The following is a 17396-nucleotide window of genomic DNA, read 5'->3' on the forward strand; positions in this document are numbered from 1 at the left end:
ACGAGGAGACGACCGCAGCAAGGAAGCCACAGGGTGACGACGACATCGACCTCCGGGACACGCCCGGACGACGTTCGCCGTCACAACCGGGCGGCCCTGCTGCGGCGCCTCCACGTCGAGGGGCCCTCCACCCGCGCCAGCCTCGCCACGTCGCTCGGGCTCAACCGCAGCACGATCAAGGCGCTGGTGGACGGGCTCGCCGAGGACGGGGTGGTCGAGGAGCGGGTGCCCGCGCAGCGCAGCGGGGCCGGGCGCCCGTCGCTGCTGGTCCTGCCGCAGCCACAGGCCGCGGTGGTGCTCGCGATCGACATCCGCGTGGAGCGCGCCGCGATGGCGCTGGTCGGGATCGGCGGCCAGATCCTCGGCCGGGACAGCTGGCGCGTGCGCCGCGGGCACGGTGAGCCCACCGAGGTGTTCACGAAGATCATCGACTACGTGGGGCCCCTTGTCGCCGAACAGGAGGTCGGCCCGGTCGCGGTCGGGGTGTCGGTGCCCGGCGTCGTGCGGCGTGCCGACGGGTTCGTGCACGAGGCGCCCAATCTGCATTGGACGGACGTGCCGCTGGGCGGCTGGCTGTCCCACGCGCTCGAGCTGCCCGTCCACATGGGAAACGACGCCGAACTCGGTGCGCTGGCCGAACATCTGCGCGGCGCGGCCCGGCATGCGGACGACGTCGTGTACATCAGCGCCGACGTCGGGGTCGGCGGGGGCGTGATCTCGAACGGCGTGTCCATGCGCGGCGCGGGCGGGCACCATATGGGCGAAGTCGGGCATATGGTGGTCAGGCCGGGCGGGCGGCAGTGCTACTGCGGTTCGCGCGGCTGCTGGGAAACCGAGATCGGCGAGCGCGCGTTGTGCCGTGCGCTCGGCATCGACGAGGATTCCCCCGTGGGGGCGATCGTCGCGGAGTTGCGCGCGCTGGGCAGCGCGGGGGAGGCGGCGCTTTCGCGGCTCGACGAGTTCGTCGAATGGCTCACGCTGGGGCTCGGCAATGTGGTGAACCTGCTGTGCCCGCAACTGGTGGTACTCGGCGACCTGTTCACCGCGCTGCCGGCGCCGCTCGTCGAGCGGGTGGAACGGACCGTGCGGGAGCGCAGCCTCGTCAGCCGCGCGCTCGGCGGCACCCGGGTCTGCACCTCGACCCTGGGCACGGACGCGAAACTGCTCGGCGCCGCCGAACTCGCCTTCGAAACCGTCCTGTCGGACTGGTGATCACCGCACGGGTTGTGTTGGCCCGCCCGGTCGCCGTGTTGGCTCGCCCCGTAGGCGTGTTGGCCCGCCCGGTCGCCGTGTTGGCTCGCCCGGTCGCCGTGTTGGCTCGCCCGGTCGCCGTGTTGGCTCGCCCGGTCGCCGTGTTGGCTCGCCCGGTCGCCGTGTTGGCTCGCCACGGCGGCTCCGGCCCGAGGAGGCAAAGTCACTGTCGTGGGGAGCAAAATCACCGACGGGACGGGCCAACACGAAACGGACCTGCCTTGGCACGGATCCAGACTAGCCGCCCGCCATGGCACCGACGACGAGGAACGGCTCGTGCCCGCTGGCGACCCGCTCGGGCAACGGCGTGTCGGGCGCTTCGTGCGAGAGGTCTTCTTCGCAGGCGAAGAAGCGCACGAAAGCCCGGCGTTCGTACGTCGACTGGTCACGAATCGTGCCGCGCAGCATCGGATACCGCGATTCGAGCTCGTCGAGCACGGCCCGCTGCGTCGCCGGGCCGTCCAGCTCGATCTTCACCTCACCGTCGATCCGCGCGAGCGTGCGCAGATGCGCCGGCAGCACCACGCGGATCATGGCAACGTCTGGACTTCGACCGACAGGACGGCGGGCAGATCGCGGACAATCGGGGCCCAGCTGTCCCCGGCGTCGTCGGAGGCGTACACCTGGCCGCCGGTGGTGCCGAAGTACACGCCGCACTCGTCGAGCCGGTCCACGGCCATCGCGTCGCGCAGCACGTTGACGTAGCAGTTCTCCTGCGGCAGCCCCTTCGTCATCGGCTCCCACTCGTCCCCGCCGCTCCGGCTGCGGTAGACGCGCAGCCGCCCGTCCGGCGGGAAGTGCTCGGAGTCGCTCTTGATCGGCACGACGTACACCGTTTCCGGGTCGTGCGCGTGCACGTCGATCGCGAACCCGAAGTCCGTGGGGAGGTTCCCGCTGATCTCGCGCCAGTTCTCCCCGGCGTCGTCGGTGCGCATCACGTCCCAGTGCTTCTGCATGTACAGCGTGTCCGGGCGGGCGGGATGCTGCGCGAGCCGGTGCACGCAGTGCCCGACCTCGGCGTCCGGGTCGGGAATCCCCGCGGACTTGAGGCCGTGGTTGATCGGCTGCCAGGTCTTGCCCGTGTCGTCGCTGCGGAACGCGCCCGCCGCCGAGATCGCGGTGTAGATCCGCTCCGGGTTGCCCGGATCGAGCTTGATCGTGTGCAGGCACATCCCGCCCGCGCCCGGCTGCCATTTCGGGCCCGAGCCGTGGGTGCGCAGTCCCGGCAGCTCCTGCCAGGACTGCGCACCGTCGACGGACCGGAACAGCGCGGCGTCCTCCACACCGGCGTAGACCAGGTCCGGATCGGACGGGGAGGGCTCCAGGTGCCAGACCCGGGCGAACTCCCAGGGATGCGGGGTGCCGTCGTACCACTGATGGGTGCCGGGCGTGCCCTCGTACTCGAACTTGTTGCCCATCGGAGCCCACGTCGCGCCGCCGTCGTCGGAGCGCTGGATCAGCTGGCCGAACCAGCTTGTGGACTGCGAGGCGAACAGCCGGCCCGGCTCGGCGGGGGAACCGGTGAAATGGTAGATCTCCCAGCCCGCGAAATGCGGGCCGTCGACCTGCCAGTGCTCACGCTTGCCGTCCGAGGTGAGTATGAACGCGCCCTTGCGTGTGCCGACCAGCACCCGTACGCCGCTCATCGCCGCTCCTTTCGCCCGAGTTGACCCAAATCTAAGCGGTGCGGCGGTGGGCGTCTTCTCCAATCTTGCGCGATCGGCCTTCCCGTTTCGCGCGGCGAGCCGGTTTCCCTATCCGGCAGGCCCTTCGGCGAGGGTCACGGTGGCGGACTGCTGCTGCCCGGTCTGGTCGATCCAGCTGAGGGTGACCTTGTCGCCGGGATGGAAGCCGTCCATCAGGGTGGTGAGCGTCGTGGCCGAGCCGATCGTCTGGCCGTTGAGCCCGGTCAGCACGTCCCCGGCCGACAGGCCCGCCTGCGCCGCGGGCGCACCCGAGACCACTTGCTGGACGATGGCGCCCTGTCCCGAATCTGCGACCGAGACACCCAGGAACGCGGTACCCCCGATGTGCACCGTCGAGGAAGCGGACTTCGCTTCGATCTGTTTCGCGATCGACAGTGCCTGGTTGATCGGGATCGCGTATCCGGTGCTGCTCGCGTCCTGGCCCTGCTGGTCGCCGAGGCGCCCGCCGCCCCGGCCGAACTGGTAACCGCTCGAGGCGGCGGTGTTCATCCCGACGACGTGGCCGTTGGCATCGGCGAGCGCGCCGCCCGAGTCGCCGGACTGGATGTTCGCGTCGACCTGGATGAGGCCCTGGAGCTTTTCGGAGCTGCCGGTCGACTGGTCGCTCGCGGTGATCGACTGGTCGAGCGCGGTGACGGTGCCGGGCGCGACGCTGGGCGCGCCGCCGGTGCCGCCCGCGTTCCCGATGCCCACGATCGCGTCTCCCACCTTGACCTGCGACGAGTCACCGGTGGTCACGGTGGCCAGCCCGGAAGCACCCTGCAACTGGAGGACCGCGACGTCGTGGCTCCGGTCGTAGCCGACGACGCTCGCCCGGTACGTCTTGCCGTTGCCGATGTCGGTGACCGAGATACTGGTCGCGCCCTCGACCACGTGGTTGTTGGTGAGCACTTCGCCGCCGGGCGTCAGGACCATCCCGGTGCCCGCGGCCTGCGCGTTCTGGTAGCCCAGGGTCGTGTTGATGTCGACGAGACCGGGTTTGACCTTGTCCGCGACGGCACTCGCGTCGAGGGATTGCGTCGTGTTCTGGCTCGAACCCCCTGGCGAGTACAGGTCCAGCGACCGCATCGAAGGCGCCCGGTGCAGGCCGCCGACCAGGAACGCGGCCCCGATGAGCGCGGCGAGCAGCACCGCGGCCATCACGAGGCCGAAGGTGCGCAGCGGGCCGGGCTGGCTGCGCTGCGGCGGAGGCGGCGGGTAGTAGCTCATGGGTTCAGTGAACGCCCGGGGGCTGAGAGCGGGCTGCGCCGGAACCATGAAAAACCTGAGAGGTTTCGTGAACTGGTCCCGGCGGCGGGGCGTGTACAGGGCGGAGACGACGCCCGCACGAGGGAGACCCAGCCGTGGAGCCAGGGCATCACCAGCGCACTCGCGTCCAGAACCGGCCTTATCAGGCGCGGCACCGGCCGGTTGCCGAGGATCTCGTGGCCACGCTGGTCAACCGCGCCGACGCTCGCCGGCGGGTGGACCGGCGGCGGTTGGCCCGCCGGGCGCTCGCGGCGGCGGCGGCCGTCAACCTGCTTGCCGTCAACGTGCTGTACTTCACGACGCTGCCGGGTGCCGACCTGCTCATCGAGATCGGGCGCTTCTTCGCGGTCAACGCCACCTTCGTCCTCGCGCTGCAACTGGTTCTCGTCGCGAGGATCCCGTGGCTCGATCACCGGATCGGTACCGACCGGCTCACTTCGTGGCACCGCCTGACCGGCATCACGCTGATCGGGACCCTCGTCTCGCACGGCGTGTTCATCGTGCTCGGCTACGCGGACACCAACGGCACATCGCCGCTCGCCGCGGCGGCCGACCTGGAGTCGACGGTCGACGGTGTGTTGCTCGGCACGGTCGCGGTGGTCCTGCTCGTCCTCGTCGGGGCGGTCTCGGCGCGATTCGCGCGGCGCAGGCTTTCCTATGAGGTGTGGCATCGCATCCACATCGGCACCTACGCCGCGGTGGTGCTCGGGTTCCTGCACGAGCGTGCGCTCGGCACGACGTTCGCGCGCTCAGCCGCGACCGGCCTGTACTTGGACGTGCTGTGGTTCGGTTCTCTCGGGGCGCTGCTCACCGGCCGGTTGCTGCTGCCGCTCGCGCGGAACCTGCGGCACCGGCTGCGGGTCAGCGAGGTGCGGCTCGAGACGCCCGACGTGGTGTCGGTCCGGATGACCGGCCGCGACCTGCGGCGGCTGCGGGCCCGCGCGGGGCAGTTCTTCCTGTGGCGGTTCGCGGCGCCGGGCCTGCGCTGGCAGGCCCACCCGTACTCGCTTTCCGCGGCCCCGCGCGGGAACGAACTGCGGATCACGGTCAAGGCGCGCGGCGACGGCAGCGCACGGCTGCGTGCACTGCGGCCGGGCACGCGCGTCTACTTCGAGGGACCGTACGGTGCTTTCACCGGCCTGAACCGCCGGCGGGAGACGGCCCTGCTCATCGCCGGCGGCGTCGGGATCACCCCGATCAGGGCCCTGCTGGAGGAACTGCGCGGTCATATCGTCGTGCTCTACCGCGTCCGATCGCCGGGGGAGGCCGTCCTCGTCCGCGAGCTGGACGCGCTCACCAGGCGCCGTGGCGCGGTGCTGTACCTGCTGACCGGTCCGTCGGCGGTGCCCACCCCGCGCGGTCCGGTGCTCGGCCCCGCCAGCATCGCCTCGCTGGTGCCGGACGTGCGCGGCCGGGACGTGTTCGTCTGCGGCCCGGAGGGCCTGACCGAGACCGTCCGGCGGACCATGGACATCCTCCGCGTACCCGCGGCGCAGGTCCATTCGGAGCGGTTCGAGTTCGCCACCTGAGCCTGATCCGCACGGTGTGACGGTTGCGCTAGGCCACGCTCTCCAGATACTTCTCGGCCTGCTCGGGCTCGAAGAACCAGTCCGCCATGTCCGGCGGGTTGTTGAAGCCGTTCGCGAAGCGGTTGGCGACCTTCTGATTGGTCTGGGCCACCCCGAGGATCTGCTGGACATGCTCTGGCGGCGGCATCAGCATCGCGTTGGTCAGCCGCACGACGTGCTGCGCGTACTCCCAGTACCGGTCGAACGCCGCCTGCATCCACTCGCGGTCGAACGGCTTGTCCCCGCGCTCGAGGATGCTGCCCAGGTACGATTCGGCGCATTTGGCCGCGTTGTTCGCGCCCTGCCCGGTGATCGGATCGTTGGCCACCACCACGTCCGCCATCCCGAGCACCAGCCCGCCCGAGGGCAGCTCACCGACCGGGCGCCGCACGACCGGCGGGTACCCGCCGACGAGCACCCCCTTCGCGTCGGTGAGCTCCGCCTTGCGGTACCGCTCGTACTCCCACGGCAGATACCGCCGGAAAAGCTCCAGATGCCGCCGGAACTGCTCCTGCGCCGGCGGCCGGTCGGCGAACGCGTCCAGCGGCCCGCCCGGGATTCCCGACACGTAAAGGATCTGGCACGGCCCCGACAGCGTGTACCCCGGGATCGAGATGTGCTCGCCGACCCCGGGCACCATGTTGATCCACACGTCGACGTCCCCCGGCGTCTCCGGCCGGGACTCGACACCGTGCACATAGGACACCGAAAGCGCCCGCTGTGGCTTGGTGAACGGGGAACGCGACGGGTCCCGGTCGAACAGCTGCACCAGTTCGCCCTTGCCCGCGGCCACGATCACCAGGTCGTACATGCTCGCGAGCGAGTTCAGGTCGGCCGTGGTCACCCCGTGGGTGATCACGTTGCCGCCAAGATCCTCCAGCAGTTCCAGCCAGGCGGCCATTTTCACCCGCTGGTCGATCGACTGCGCGGGCCCGGCCTCCCATTCGCCCAGCCAGTTCAGCGCGCGCTCACCGTCCGGCCCGGCCATCGAGAAGCCCTGGCCGCCCGCCGCCGGAGCCACGTCGTCCCACAGGTTCAGCCCGTGCTTGCGCTCGATGCCCAGCGAGTCGGCGAACATGCACTGGGTCGAGGTGACCCAGCCGCCGCGGATCTCATCCGGCGTCTTCGCCGACATGAGGGTGACGTCGTAGTCGTGCGCGCGCAAGGTCAGCGCCAGCTGAAGCCCCGACTGTCCCGCACCGACGATCAGGATCCTACGCATGAGAGGATCTTACTCCGCGGCGGGAGACATTCCCACGCTGGCAAGGTATTCGTCGGCCTTGGCCGGGTCGAGGAACCAGTGCTGGTAGTCGGTCGGATCGGAGAAGCCGTTGACGAACCGGCGCGCCACCGTGTCGTTCTCTTGTGCCGCACCGAGAATCCGCATCACGTGCGGGGGCGGCGGTTGCAGCAGCGCGTTCGTCCAGTTGGTGCAGTGCTGCGCGTCCTCCCAGTAGCTGTCGAACGCGCCCTGCATCCACTCGCGGTCGAACGGCTGGTCGCCGTTCGCGAGAATGCTGTCCAAATAGGACGCCGCGCATTTGGCCGCGTTGTTCGAGCCCTGGCCGGTGATCGGGTCGTTGGCCACCACGACGTCGGCCATCCCGAGCACGAACGCGCCCGAGGGCAGCTCACCGACCGGATGCCGCACGACCGGCGTGTAGCCACCGGCGAGCGTGGCCTTGTCGTCGGTCAGCGTCGCGTTCCGGCAGCGCTCGTACTCCCACGGGAAGTACTCCCGGATGAGCGCGAGCGTGCGGTCGAGATGGTCCTGCGGCGCGGGCTGATCGCCGAAGCAGTCCAGCGGCCCGGCCGGGATCCCTTCGAAGAACAGGATGTCGCAGTTCCCGCTGAGCGTGTACGCGGGAATCATGAACAGCTCGCCCACTCCGGGGTGGACGTTGAACCGCACGCCGGGCGAGTGCGGATGCTCCGGCCGTGGCCCCACGCCGTGGGCGTACACCACCGACAGCGCGCGTTGCGGTGCCGTGTAAGGAGATCGCGATTCGTCGCGGTCGAACAGCTGCACCAGTTCGCCCTTGCCGGCGGCCACGATCACGAGGTCGTAGTGCGCCGGCAGCGCGTCGAGGTCCGCGGTGGTGACCCCGTGGATGATCACCTGCCCGCCCCGCTTCTCCAGCAGTTCGAGCCAGCCGGCCATCTTGACCCGCTGGTCCACCGACTGCGCCGGGTGGTCGAGCCTGCCGAACCAGTCCAGCGCCCGGCCGCCGTCCGGCCCGGCGATCGACACGCCGAGACCCTCGATGTTCACCGTCTCGGACTCCCACAGGTTCAGCCCGTGGTCGCGCTCGTGCTGCAGCGCCAGGTGGAACATCGCCTGCGTGGACATCACCTTGCCGCGCCGGATCTCCTCCGGGGTGCGCGCGGACATGACCGTCACGTCGTAGTCGTGCTCTCGCAGCGTCAGCGCCAGCTGCAGGCCGGACTGGCCGGCCCCGACGATCAGGATCTTAGGCATGGGCGCGAACCCTCCCGGACTCGGAAACCTCCGCGAGCGACAGCGTATGGGAAACCAGTTCCTGCAACGCGGCCACCGCGGAGGCGGGTTCGCGCGCGTCGCACGTGATGAGCGGGATCTCCGGGCGCAGCGCGAGCGCTTCCCTGACCTCGTCGAGGTCGTGCGCCAGTTCGCCGTCGAAGAGGTTGACCGCGACGATGAACGGCAGTTCGGAGTCGTTCTCGAAGTAGTTGATCGCCGCGAAGGACTGGTCGAGCCTGCGGGTGTCGACCAGCACGATCGCGCCGAGCGCGCCCCGCGAGAGGTCGTCCCACAGGAACCAGAACCGCGACTGGCCCGGCGTGCCGAACAGGTACAGCATCAGATCCGGGTACAGCGAGATCCGGCCGAAGTCCATCGCCACCGTGGTGGTGGTCTTGGTGCCGTCCGGGGGCAGGTCGTCGACGCCTTCGCTCGCTTCGGTCATCCACGCCTCGGTGTTGAGCGGGGGAACCTCGGACACCGACCCGACGAGCGTCGTCTTTCCGACACCGAACCCGCCGGCCACCACGATCTTCGCGGAGATCGTGAGCAGGCCGGGCTCAGACGGGGAGCTGCTTGAGTCCATTGAGGATCCTCTCGAGCACGTTCCGGTCGTGGTGGTAGGCGTGGGCGGTGGGGTGGATGAAGACCGCGCCCTGTGCCGCGAGATCGCTCACGAGCACCCGCACGACGCCCAGCGGGATGGACAGCAGGGAGGACAGCTCGGCGATCGACACCTGGGACCGTGCGCGTTCGTAGAGCGCCTTCGACTCGGGCATGAGCCGGTCCGAGAGCGCCGGATCGTACCGGGGCACCGAGATCAGGGTTTCCACCAGCAGCTGGTGCCGGCCCCGGGTGCGCCCACCGGTGAGCGTGTACGGGCGGATCCGCTTGCTGCGCGGTTTCTTCACCGCCTGGCCCCGACCCGGATCTTGGGACATCGTGATCACTTCCTTCGTCGGGCGGTGCCTGGCTATCCGAGCGGTCGGCGGGCGGTGAGCACGCGGCGGAGATCCGCGCGCACCTCGGGGGTGAGCGCGTGTCCCGCGCCCGTGACGAACTTGGTCATCTCGTAGGCGACGACCTTCATATCGCAGTCGTGGCCGGTCAGCACCGCCAGCCCGGCGCCGGTGTCGATGCCCATGAACAGGAAGTAGCCCCCGGTGAGCCGGATGATGATCTGCTCGCAGGCGCCCTTGCCGAACAGGCTCGCGCTGTTGCCGGCGAGGCTGAGCAGCCCGCTGGCGATGGCGGCGAGCTGCTCGCTCTCCGTCGTGTTCATCGCGTCCGACGCGGCGAGCGGGAACCCGTCGGAGGACATGATCAGCGCGTGGCTGACGCCGTGCACCTGGTGGACGAAGTCGTTGATCAGCCAGGTGAAGTCCTGGTGGTTGGTCGCCGTCACTGCTGGGTTCCCTCGTCCTCGTCCGGTTCGCGCTGATCGGCCTTGGCGGCGCGCTCGCCGTCGGAGAACGCGCCGAGGTCGGCGAGCAGTTTGTCATGCCCGGCCGTGCGGTCGGCTTCGGTCCCGGGCGCAGCCGGGGCGGGATGCCCGTTGGGGGCCTTGATGCTGCGGGAGATCCGGCGCGGCAGCCCGCTCGCCGTGGTGCCGCCGATGGCCGGTTCGGCGGGCGGGCGGGGCCTCGGTGACGGTGGTGGCGCGGGCGCGGCGCCGCGTTCGGCGCCGGCCGCGACCGCGCGGGCCGGTGCCTCGGCCGCCGCGCCGTCGCTCCCGGGCACGGGGAAGGTCACCGTCTGGGCCCCGGACCAGCTGGCCTCGGGCAGTTCGCTGACGACCGCGGCCGGCAGCAGCACCGAAGCCGTGGTGCCGTGCGGGACACGGCGGTCGAGCCACACCTTCAGCTCATGGCGCGCGGCGAGCCGGCGCACCACGGCGAGCCCCATGTTCCGCACCGCGGAGTCGTCGAGCACGGGTTCGCCGGACAGGCGGACGTTGAGCTCGCGCAGGCGTTCCGGCGGGAGCCCGATGCCTTCGTCCTCGATGCGCAGGAGCACGCTGCCGCGTTCGGTCAGATGCGCGCTGACCCGGACCGGGGCGTTCGGCGGTGAGGACTTCGTCGCGTTGTCGAGGAGTTCGGCGACCAGGCGGCTGAGATCCTCGGCGGCGAACCCGACGACACCGAGCGAAACGACGCGGCCGATCGTGACCCGGGAGTAGTGGTCGATCGAGGACATGGCCGCGCGGATCACGTCGACGAGCGATGAGGTCTCCGGCGTCGAGTCGCTCGCGTCGCGGCCGGCGAGCACGCGCAGGTTCTCCGCGTTGCGCCGCAACCGGGTCGCGAGGTGGTCGAGGCCGTAGAGCTCGGCGAGGCGGTCGGTGTCCTCCTCCTTCGCCTCCATCTCTTCGAGCTGGGAAAGCAGGGAGTCGACGAGGTTGAGGTCGCGCAGCGCGACGTTCGCGCAGATCGCGGCGAGCGTTTCCCCGTTGACCCCCACCGGTTCCGGCCGGTGCGGCGCGCTTTCGAGCACGAGCGGCCGGGGCGGCTGATGGGGGGTGCCGAGGAACTGCGAGGCCGCCTCACGGGAGCGGTCCAGCAGTGCTCGTGAGCGCAGCAGCAGTTCCCGGGCCCGCGTAGCCATACTCCCACAACTTTCTCATCGCAATACGGGTTTCTGACAACCCCGGAGCGACCTCGTCCCGCTACCCCGCCCCGGCTGCATCATGCAATCAGAGACCGGGCGCCGTGTCCAGCGTGTGACAATTTCTCTACGGAGCGTGCGGGGTGAAATCACTGACCGCACACGGAGTAAGCGCTTACGCCAACTGCACGTCGTGGCGCGTCCAGGCGCCGTCATCGACGCGCACGACCGCGCGGTTCGGCGCGTAACTCGTTGCCACCACGGTATAGGTCCCCGGTTCGAGATCGCCGAAGGCGTAGTGCCCGGACTCGTCGGCGACAGTGGTACGGACCACGTGCCCGCCTTCCCCCAGGAGTGCGACGGTGACGACGGGCCGGGGGCCGTCGGGCACACGCACGGTACCGCGGATGACCGCGCCGTCGGCGAGTTCGACGTCCTGCTGGGCCGTTCCGGTGTCCGCGCTCGTCACGGCGAGTGCGGTCGGCCGGTAGCCGGAAGCGTTGACGGCGAGCACGTAGGTGCCCGGCGGCAGGGACGTGAAGGCGTAGTCCCCGCCGGGACCGGAAAGCCGCGAATCGACGACGTCGCCGCGCGGGTCGGTGAGCGTGACGGCGGCGTTCATGATCGGAACGCCGGTGGTCGCGGCGCGGATCACGCCGCTCAACCCGCCCGCGCCGCGCAAGGTGATCTCCAGCCGCACCGGCGAACCGGCGACGGCCACCGTGGCCGCGTCGGGCTGGTGCGCGGACGCGGACGTGATCAGGACGTACGTACCCGCGCCGGGAGCGAGGAACCGGAAGTGCCCGCCCTCGTCCGACGCGACGCGGCCGGTCTGCCGCCCGGCCGCGTCGACGAGGGTCACCGCGGCACCCGCGATCGCGGTGCCGCCTGCGTCGTAGACCCGGCCGGAAACCTCGAGGCCGCGCCGGTTCTGCGCCGGGATCGTCACGACGCCGCGTCCGCGCGCACGCCGGTGGCCAGTTCGACGTCCACGTCCGCCGGCTCTCCGGTGGACAGGTCCACCTGGCGCACCCCGGGTTCGTAGAGGCTCGTCACGACGGTGTACTCGCCGGGCTCGAGATCGCGCAGCTCGTACTGCCCGCCGGCGCCGGTCAGCGCGGTCGCGACCGGGCGGCCCAGGCTGTCACTGATCGTCACCGTCGCGCCGGCCAGCGGGCGCCCGTCCGGGCCGGTGACCGTGCCGTGCAGGACGCCGACCGCCTCGACGAGCAGTTCCACCTCGGCCGGGTCGGCCGCGCCGGCGAGCACGGTGACCGCGTGCGGGCGGTGGTTGTCCACGTTGGCGGTGATCGTGACCTCGCCCGCGGGCAGGCCGCTCAGCAGGAACTTCCCGTCGTGCGCGGTGCTGGTCTGGCCGACGACCTGGCCGCCCGGGTCGGTCGCGAGCACCGTGGTCCCGGCGACCGGTTCGCCACCCGAGCGCCGCACGGTCCCGGCGACGACCCCGCCGCCGAGGATGACGAAGTCGTGCATCGCCCCGAGCCCGTTCACGGTGACCGAGGCCGCGGCGGGCTGGAACCCGGGCGCCGTCACGATCAGGGTGTAGGTACCGGACGAGATCCCGTCGAGCGCGTACGCGCCGGAGGAGTCCGCGCGGGCGCGGCCGATCTGCATCCCGTCGGCGCCGGTCACGGTGATCACCGCATCGCTCACCCCGGAACCCGCGGGGGTGCGCAGGTGGCCGCTGATCTCACCGGGACGGCCCGGTGCCCGCACCGGCACGGGCATCTGGTCGACCAGTTCGCCCGCTTCGGAGGCGAGTTCGGCGCCCACCGACTCGCGCGGCGCGCCACCGGCCGCGAGCCGCGGTTTGCCGACGAGCCACGAGCACACCGCGGCGACGACGCACACGATGATCGCGAACCAGAACGCGGCGGTCAGGCCGTCGGAGAACGGGCCGGAGATCAGGTTCGGGAAGAAGCTCCGGCCGGTCAGGAACGACGCCTGGTCGGCGGGCAGGTGGCCCAGCACGGGGCCGAGCAGTTGCTGGATCGGGTTGTAGCCGAGGAAGGCGGCGAACAGCACCCCGACCGGTGGCAGATGCGCGACTTCGCCGGCGGAGGCGGCGGGCACCCCGTGCGCGGTGAGGCCCTGCGTGAGCGCACCGGGCAGGTGGCTGGACAGGCCGGCGATCATGAGGCTGAAGAAGAAGCCGATCGACAGCACCATCGCCGAGTTCTGGAAGGTCGCGGTCATCCCGGCGCCGGCGCCGCGGGAGTTGGCCGGCAGGCTGTTCATGATGTCGGCGCGGTTCGGCGAGGCGAACAGTCCCATCCCGAGCCCGTTGACCAGCAGGATCACCGCGAAGGCCCAGTAGCTGAAGTTGACCGGCAGGATTTCCAGCAGCAGGAAGCTCACCGCGGTGGCGAGCATGCCGGCCGTGGCGAGCGCCCGGCCGCCGAGCCGGTCGGTGATCACGCCGGAAACCGGCGCGGCGACCAGGAACCCGATCGTCATGGGCAGCATGTAGATGCCCGCCCACAGCGGGGTCTGCTCGAAGCTGTAGCCGTGCTGCGGCAGCCAGATGCCCTGCAGCCAGATGATCAGGATGAACTGCAGTCCGCCGCGCCCGAGCGAGGCGAGCAGGTTGGCCGCGTTACCGAAGCTGAACGCGCGGATCTTGAACAGCCCCAGGTTGAACAGGGGGTTGGCGACCCTGGTTTCGATGAACCCGAAGATGAGCAGCACGATGACGCCGCCGATGAGGCAGGACAGCACGAACGGGCTCGTCCAGCCCATGGTGTGCCCGCCGTAGGGCTGGATGCCGTAGGTGATGCCGACGAGTACGGCGATCAGGCCCACCGCGAAGGTGATGTTGCCCCACCAGTCCATCTTCGCGCGGTGTCGCTCGCTGGTGTCGTGGAGTTTGAGATACGCCCAGATCGTGCCGAAGACGCCGAACGGGACGGAGACGAGGAAGACCAGCCGCCAGTCGACCGGGCCGAGCAGGCCGCCGATGACCAGGCCGAGGAACGAGCCCGCGATCGCGGCGACGCCGTTGATGCCGAGCGCGAGACCTCGCTGGGAGACGGGGAAGGCGTCGGTGAGGATGGCACTCGAGTTGGCCATCAGGAAGGCGCCGCCGATGCCCTGGATCACGCGCCAGCCGATGAGCCAGAGCGCGGCGCTGGTGCCGTCCATCCAGGTCACCGCGAGCAGGACCGAGGAGATCGCGAAGACCGCGAAGCCCAGGTTGTACATCCGCACGCGGCCGAACATGTCGCCGAGCCGGCCGAAGCCCACCACCAGCACGGCCGTGACCACGAGGAACCCCATCATCATCCACAGCAGATAGCTGGTGTTGCCCGGCTCCAGCGGGTTGATGTGGATGCCGCGGAAGATGTCCGGCAGCGCGATCAGCACGATCGAGGAGTTGATCGTGGCCATGAGCATGCCGAGCGTGGTGTTCGAGAGCGCGATCCACTTGTACTGCGGGCCGAGTTCCTCGACCGACCACGTCCGCTTGTGCCGGCGGGATTCCACCGGGGCGTCCACCGTCTGCTGGGCAGACTGCACTTCCATCACTCCAACCAGGGAAGTTCACGTCGCCGTTGACTACACGGAGAAAAATTAGTTGACCTATGCTAACTGATTTTCCCTCGACGAGGCGACAGTGATCACTGGGTGAGATGGGTGATCCGTATCGCAGAGGACTCGGTGAGTGCCGTGAGGGACCCCCTAACGGCCTATTTGGGCATCAGGGGGTCCCTCACGGCCGTGCGATGCGGCGCAGGAGGTCGGCGAGAGTCGCGCGTTCGGCCGCGTCCAGGGGGGCGAGGGTCTCGTCGTCGATCTTCGACGCCAGCGCCGCGGCCTCGCCGAACGTCTTCAGCCCCTCGTCGGTGAGCACCACCAGCCGGGTGCGCCGGTCGTCCGGATGCGGGTCGCGGCGCACGAGGCCCGCCGTCTGCAGGTCGTCGACGAGCGCCACGACCGCGCTCGGATCGATGCCGAGCAGGTCGCCCAGTTCGCGCTGGGCGAGTCCGCCGTGCTGGGCCGCGGCCATCAGGACCGTGTAGTGCCGGGTGCGCAGGCCGAACGGCTCCAGGCCGCGGTTGAGCCCGCGGATCGCGCGGCCGCCCGCGCGCGCCAGCAGGAAACCCACGCTGTCGTCCAGAGTGGGACGTGTGCCGTTCTTCGCAGTGCCGATGACTCCTCCTCGTGCCCGCGGTCATTGTGCCAGCAAACCGCGTGATGAAAGCAATGGTTGACAACAAGAACGATTGATGAGTACATCTATCGGCGGAACGACCTGACGGGGGAGGAGCCGTATGGACCTGACGGGAAAGGTCGCGATCGTCACCGGCAGCGGGCGGGGGCTCGGCCTCGCCTACGCGAAGCGGCTCGCCGGATGCGGGGCGAAGGTCGTGGTCAACGACGTGGATCCCGGGACGGCCGACGCCGCGGTGAGGGAGATCGCCGCCGCGGGCGGTACCGCCGTCGCCGAGATCGGCGCGGTCGGGAGCACCGAGACGGCCGAGGCGCTGGTGAACCGCGCGGTGGCCGAGTTCGACCGGCTCGACGTGCTGGTCACGAACGCGGGCGTGCTGCGGGACCGGGTGCTGTGGAAGATGAGCGACGACGACTTCGACACCGTCGTCAACGTGCACCTGCGCGGCACCTTCACCTGCGCTCGCGCGGCCGTGCTGCGGATGCGGGAGCAGGGCGAGGGCGGCCGGCTGATCCTCATCGGCTCGCCCGCGGGCCAGCGCGGCAGCTTCGGGCAGACCAACTATTCGGCGGCCAAGGCGGGCATCGTCGGGTTCGCGCGGACGTGGGCGATGGAACTGGCGCGGGCGGACATCACCGTCAACGCCGTCATCCCGGTCGCCGCCACCGCGATGACCGCGACCATCCCGGCGCTCAAGAAGTACGTCGACGCGCTGGCGGCCGGGGAGCCGATGCCGCCGTTCGCCCGCAAGGCACTGGCGTTCGGCGCGCCCGAGGACGCCGCCGGGCTCGTCGCGTTCCTCGCGTCCGACGCGGCCGCGGAGATCACCGGGCAGGCCATCGGGATCGGCGGCGACCGGCTTTCGCTGTGGTCTCACCCGCAGCAGGTCGCCGCCGCGTACGCCGACGGAGGCTGGAGCGCGGACGCGATCGCCGAAGTGTGGCCGACGACGGTGGGCGCCCGGCCGGAGACTGTCGGCGAGAACCTGCCGACGGAATAGGGAGAAGAGCGTGGATCCCCAGCAGCTCGAAGCGATCGACGTGCACGTGCACATCGAGACCGACGAACGCGGCCACCTGTCGCTGCCTGACGAGTTCCTCGAGGCGGCCTCGAAGCACTTCGGTGCCGACACGAAACGGCCCACCCTGGACGAGATCGCGGAGTACTACCGGGAACGCCGGATCGGCGCGGTCGTGTTCACCGTGGACATCGAGTACTTCAGCGGGCACCAGGCACTGTCGAACGAGGAGATCGCCGAAGGTGCCGCGAAACATCCCGACGTGCTGATCCCGTTCGCCAGCATCGACCCGCACAAGGGCAAGGCGGGGGCGCGGCGCCTGCGGCGGCTGCTGGAGGACCACGGCGTGCGCGGGCTGAAGTTCCACCCGAGCATCCAGGACTTCGCGCCCGGAGACGGCACCGCCGACCCGTTGCTGGAAGTCGCGCAGGAGTACGGCATTCCGGCGCTGTTCCACACCGGACAGACGGGGATCGGCGCGAACATGCCGGGCGGCGGGGGAGTGCGGCTTTCGCGGTCGAACCCGATGCTGCTCGACGATGTCGCGGTGCGGTTCCCGGACCTGACGATCATCATGGCACACCCGTCGTTCCCGTGGCAGGACGAGGCGCTTGCGGTCGCGACGCACAAGCCGAACGTCTACATCGACCTGTCGGGCTGGTCGCCCAAGTACTTCCCGCCGCAACTGGTGCGGTACGCGAACTCGCTGCTGCAGGACAAGGTGCTGTTCGGATCGGACTACCCGCTCATCACCCCGGACCGGTGGCTGGCCGACTTCGCGAAGCTCGACATGAAACCGCACGTGCGCCCGAAGATCCTCAAGGACAACGCGGTGCGCGTGCTCGGACTGGAGGACAGGTGAAGGTCGGCTACGAAGAGCTCAAGACCCTCGCGGGCACCGAACTCGGGCCCGGCGAATGGAAAACGGTCGAGCAGGACCGCATCAACACCTTCGCCGACGCGACCGACGACCACCAGTGGATCCACACGGACGTGGAGAAGGCGAAGACCGGCCCGTTCGGCGGCCCGATCGCGCACGGCTACCTCACCCTCGCGCTCGTCATTCCACTGTGGACCGAGCTGCTCGACGTCGACGGGGTCACCACGAAGGTCAACTACGGGCTCAACAAGGTCCGCTTCCCCGCGCCCGTGCCCGCCGGTTCGCGTATCCGGCTTTCGGGCAAGCTGAACGACATCGAGGAGATCTCCGGCGGCGTGCAGTTCACCGCCGACCTCGTGATCGAGATCGAGGGCGGCACCAAGCCCGCCTGCGTATGCCAGCCGGTCTTCCGCTTCTACAGGTAGGCGA

17 protein-coding genes are annotated in these 17396 nt (G+C 70.1%); 5 read left to right on the forward strand and 12 right to left on the reverse strand.

Annotated features, from left to right (window positions below; translation table 11 throughout):
• Nucleotides 1-33 precede the first annotated feature (33 nt).
• On the forward strand, nt 34-1212 hold the full coding sequence (locus FG385_RS11130; RefSeq protein WP_139096585.1) for an ROK family transcriptional regulator: 1179 nt from the start codon (nt 34-36) through the stop codon (nt 1210-1212).
• 276 nt (nt 1213-1488) lie between these two features.
• Here FG385_RS11130 and FG385_RS11135 read toward each other — a convergent pair whose 3' ends face one another.
• The 3 genes from FG385_RS11135 to FG385_RS11145 all read right to left on the reverse strand — a co-directional run bounded on the left by FG385_RS11135 (nt 1489) and on the right by FG385_RS11145 (nt 4166).
• Nucleotides 1489-1785, reverse strand: coding sequence for a MoaD/ThiS family protein (locus FG385_RS11135; RefSeq protein WP_139096586.1), 297 nt, complete (start codon nt 1783-1785; stop codon nt 1489-1491).
• Entirely contained in the window at nt 1782-2897 is a 1116-nt protein-coding gene (locus FG385_RS11140) for a WD40/YVTN/BNR-like repeat-containing protein (RefSeq protein WP_139096587.1), read from the reverse strand. The genes FG385_RS11135 and FG385_RS11140 overlap by 4 nt, the downstream gene beginning before the upstream one ends.
• Before the next feature lie 108 nt (nt 2898-3005).
• The gene (locus tag FG385_RS11145) at nt 3006-4166 is read right to left on the reverse strand and encodes a S1C family serine protease (RefSeq protein WP_235022510.1); all 1161 of its coding nucleotides are present in this window, start codon (nt 4164-4166) and stop codon (nt 3006-3008) included.
• Nucleotides 4167-4300: 134 nt separating this feature from the next.
• Between FG385_RS11145 and FG385_RS11150 the strand changes: the two genes are divergently transcribed.
• Entirely contained in the window at nt 4301-5734 is a 1434-nt protein-coding gene (locus FG385_RS11150; RefSeq protein ID WP_235022511.1) for a ferredoxin reductase family protein, read from the forward strand.
• Between the two features lie 28 nt (nt 5735-5762).
• On the opposite strand, the gene FG385_RS11155 is transcribed toward FG385_RS11150, so the two are convergent.
• From FG385_RS11155 to FG385_RS11195, 9 genes are all read right to left on the reverse strand, one after another.
• Nucleotides 5763-6995 (reverse strand): styrene monooxygenase/indole monooxygenase family protein, encoded by a 1233-nt coding sequence (locus FG385_RS11155; RefSeq protein WP_139096588.1) that lies wholly within the window; start codon nt 6993-6995, stop codon nt 5763-5765.
• Nucleotides 6996-7004: 9 nt separating this feature from the next.
• Complete coding sequence (locus FG385_RS11160; RefSeq protein ID WP_139096589.1) at nt 7005-8252, reverse strand: styrene monooxygenase/indole monooxygenase family protein; 1248 nt, start codon at nt 8250-8252, stop codon at nt 7005-7007.
• Nucleotides 8245-8859, reverse strand: coding sequence for a GTP-binding protein (locus FG385_RS11165; protein WP_139096590.1), 615 nt, complete (start codon nt 8857-8859; stop codon nt 8245-8247). The genes FG385_RS11160 and FG385_RS11165 overlap by 8 nt, the downstream gene beginning before the upstream one ends.
• The gene (locus FG385_RS11170) at nt 8834-9214 is read right to left on the reverse strand and encodes a DUF742 domain-containing protein (protein ID WP_139096591.1); all 381 of its coding nucleotides are present in this window, start codon (nt 9212-9214) and stop codon (nt 8834-8836) included. Before FG385_RS11170 ends, FG385_RS11165 begins: the two co-directional genes overlap by 26 nt.
• 32 nt (nt 9215-9246) lie before the next feature.
• Nucleotides 9247-9678 carry a roadblock/LC7 domain-containing protein gene (locus FG385_RS11175; protein ID WP_139096592.1) on the reverse strand — a complete coding sequence of 144 codons (432 nt, stop codon included), beginning with the start codon at nt 9676-9678 and terminating at the stop codon, nt 9247-9249.
• On the reverse strand, nt 9675-10877 hold the full coding sequence (locus FG385_RS11180; RefSeq protein ID WP_139096593.1) for a sensor histidine kinase: 1203 nt from the start codon (nt 10875-10877) through the stop codon (nt 9675-9677). Before FG385_RS11180 ends, FG385_RS11175 begins: the two co-directional genes overlap by 4 nt.
• Nucleotides 10878-11052: 175 nt before the next feature.
• On the reverse strand, nt 11053-11826 hold the full coding sequence (locus FG385_RS11185; protein WP_235022512.1) for an MSCRAMM family protein: 774 nt from the start codon (nt 11824-11826) through the stop codon (nt 11053-11055).
• On the reverse strand, nt 11823-14420 hold the full coding sequence (locus tag FG385_RS11190) for an MFS transporter (RefSeq protein ID WP_200834402.1): 2598 nt from the start codon (nt 14418-14420) through the stop codon (nt 11823-11825). The genes FG385_RS11185 and FG385_RS11190 overlap by 4 nt, the downstream gene beginning before the upstream one ends.
• Nucleotides 14421-14607: 187 nt before the next feature.
• Nucleotides 14608-15003 carry a MarR family winged helix-turn-helix transcriptional regulator gene (locus tag FG385_RS11195; RefSeq protein WP_235022513.1) on the reverse strand — a complete coding sequence of 132 codons (396 nt, stop codon included), beginning with the start codon at nt 15001-15003 and terminating at the stop codon, nt 14608-14610.
• 166 nt (nt 15004-15169) lie between these two features.
• Here FG385_RS11195 and FG385_RS11200 point away from each other — a divergent pair, with 166 nt between their 5' ends.
• From FG385_RS11200 to FG385_RS11210, 3 genes are read left to right on the forward strand one after another with little or no spacing between them, the layout of a single operon-like run.
• A complete protein-coding gene (locus FG385_RS11200) occupies nt 15170-16069 on the forward strand; it encodes an SDR family NAD(P)-dependent oxidoreductase (RefSeq protein ID WP_139096595.1) in 900 nt (299 codons plus the stop codon).
• Nucleotides 16070-16079: 10 nt separating this feature from the next.
• Nucleotides 16080-16949, forward strand: coding sequence for an amidohydrolase family protein (locus FG385_RS11205; RefSeq protein ID WP_139096596.1), 870 nt, complete (start codon nt 16080-16082; stop codon nt 16947-16949).
• Nucleotides 16946-17392, forward strand: a complete 447-nt coding sequence (locus FG385_RS11210) for a MaoC family dehydratase (protein ID WP_139096597.1) — start codon at nt 16946-16948, stop codon at nt 17390-17392. Before FG385_RS11205 ends, FG385_RS11210 begins: the two co-directional genes overlap by 4 nt.
• The last annotated feature ends 4 nt before the right edge of the window (nt 17393-17396 follow it).

It is taken from the genome of Amycolatopsis alkalitolerans (assembly GCF_006152065.1).
In the GTDB taxonomy this organism is placed as follows: Bacteria; Actinomycetota; Actinomycetes; order Mycobacteriales; family Pseudonocardiaceae; genus Amycolatopsis_E; species Amycolatopsis_E alkalitolerans.

Excerpts from the sequence above, each read along its gene's own strand:
- FG385_RS11170 (WP_139096591.1), bottom strand. The coding sequence starts at position 9,214 with ATGTCCCAAGATCCGGGTCGGGGCCAGGCGGTGAAGAAACCGCGCAGC.
- FG385_RS11200 (WP_139096595.1), top strand. The coding sequence starts at position 15,170 with ATGGACCTGACGGGAAAGGTCGCGATCGTCACCGGCAGCGGGCGGGGG.
- FG385_RS11190 (WP_200834402.1), bottom strand. The coding sequence starts at position 14,420 with ATGGAAGTGCAGTCTGCCCAGCAGACGGTGGACGCCCCGGTGGAATCC.
- FG385_RS11135 (WP_139096586.1), bottom strand. The coding sequence starts at position 1,785 with ATGATCCGCGTGGTGCTGCCGGCGCATCTGCGCACGCTCGCGCGGATC.
- FG385_RS11155 (WP_139096588.1), bottom strand. The coding sequence starts at position 6,995 with ATGCGTAGGATCCTGATCGTCGGTGCGGGACAGTCGGGGCTTCAGCTG.
- FG385_RS11180 (WP_139096593.1), bottom strand. The coding sequence starts at position 10,877 with ATGGCTACGCGGGCCCGGGAACTGCTGCTGCGCTCACGAGCACTGCTG.
- FG385_RS11165 (WP_139096590.1), bottom strand. The coding sequence starts at position 8,859 with ATGGACTCAAGCAGCTCCCCGTCTGAGCCCGGCCTGCTCACGATCTCC.
- FG385_RS11145 (WP_235022510.1), bottom strand. The coding sequence starts at position 4,166 with ATGAGCTACTACCCGCCGCCTCCGCCGCAGCGCAGCCAGCCCGGCCCG.
- FG385_RS11140 (WP_139096587.1), bottom strand. The coding sequence starts at position 2,897 with ATGAGCGGCGTACGGGTGCTGGTCGGCACACGCAAGGGCGCGTTCATA.
- FG385_RS11160 (WP_139096589.1), bottom strand. The coding sequence starts at position 8,252 with ATGCCTAAGATCCTGATCGTCGGGGCCGGCCAGTCCGGCCTGCAGCTG.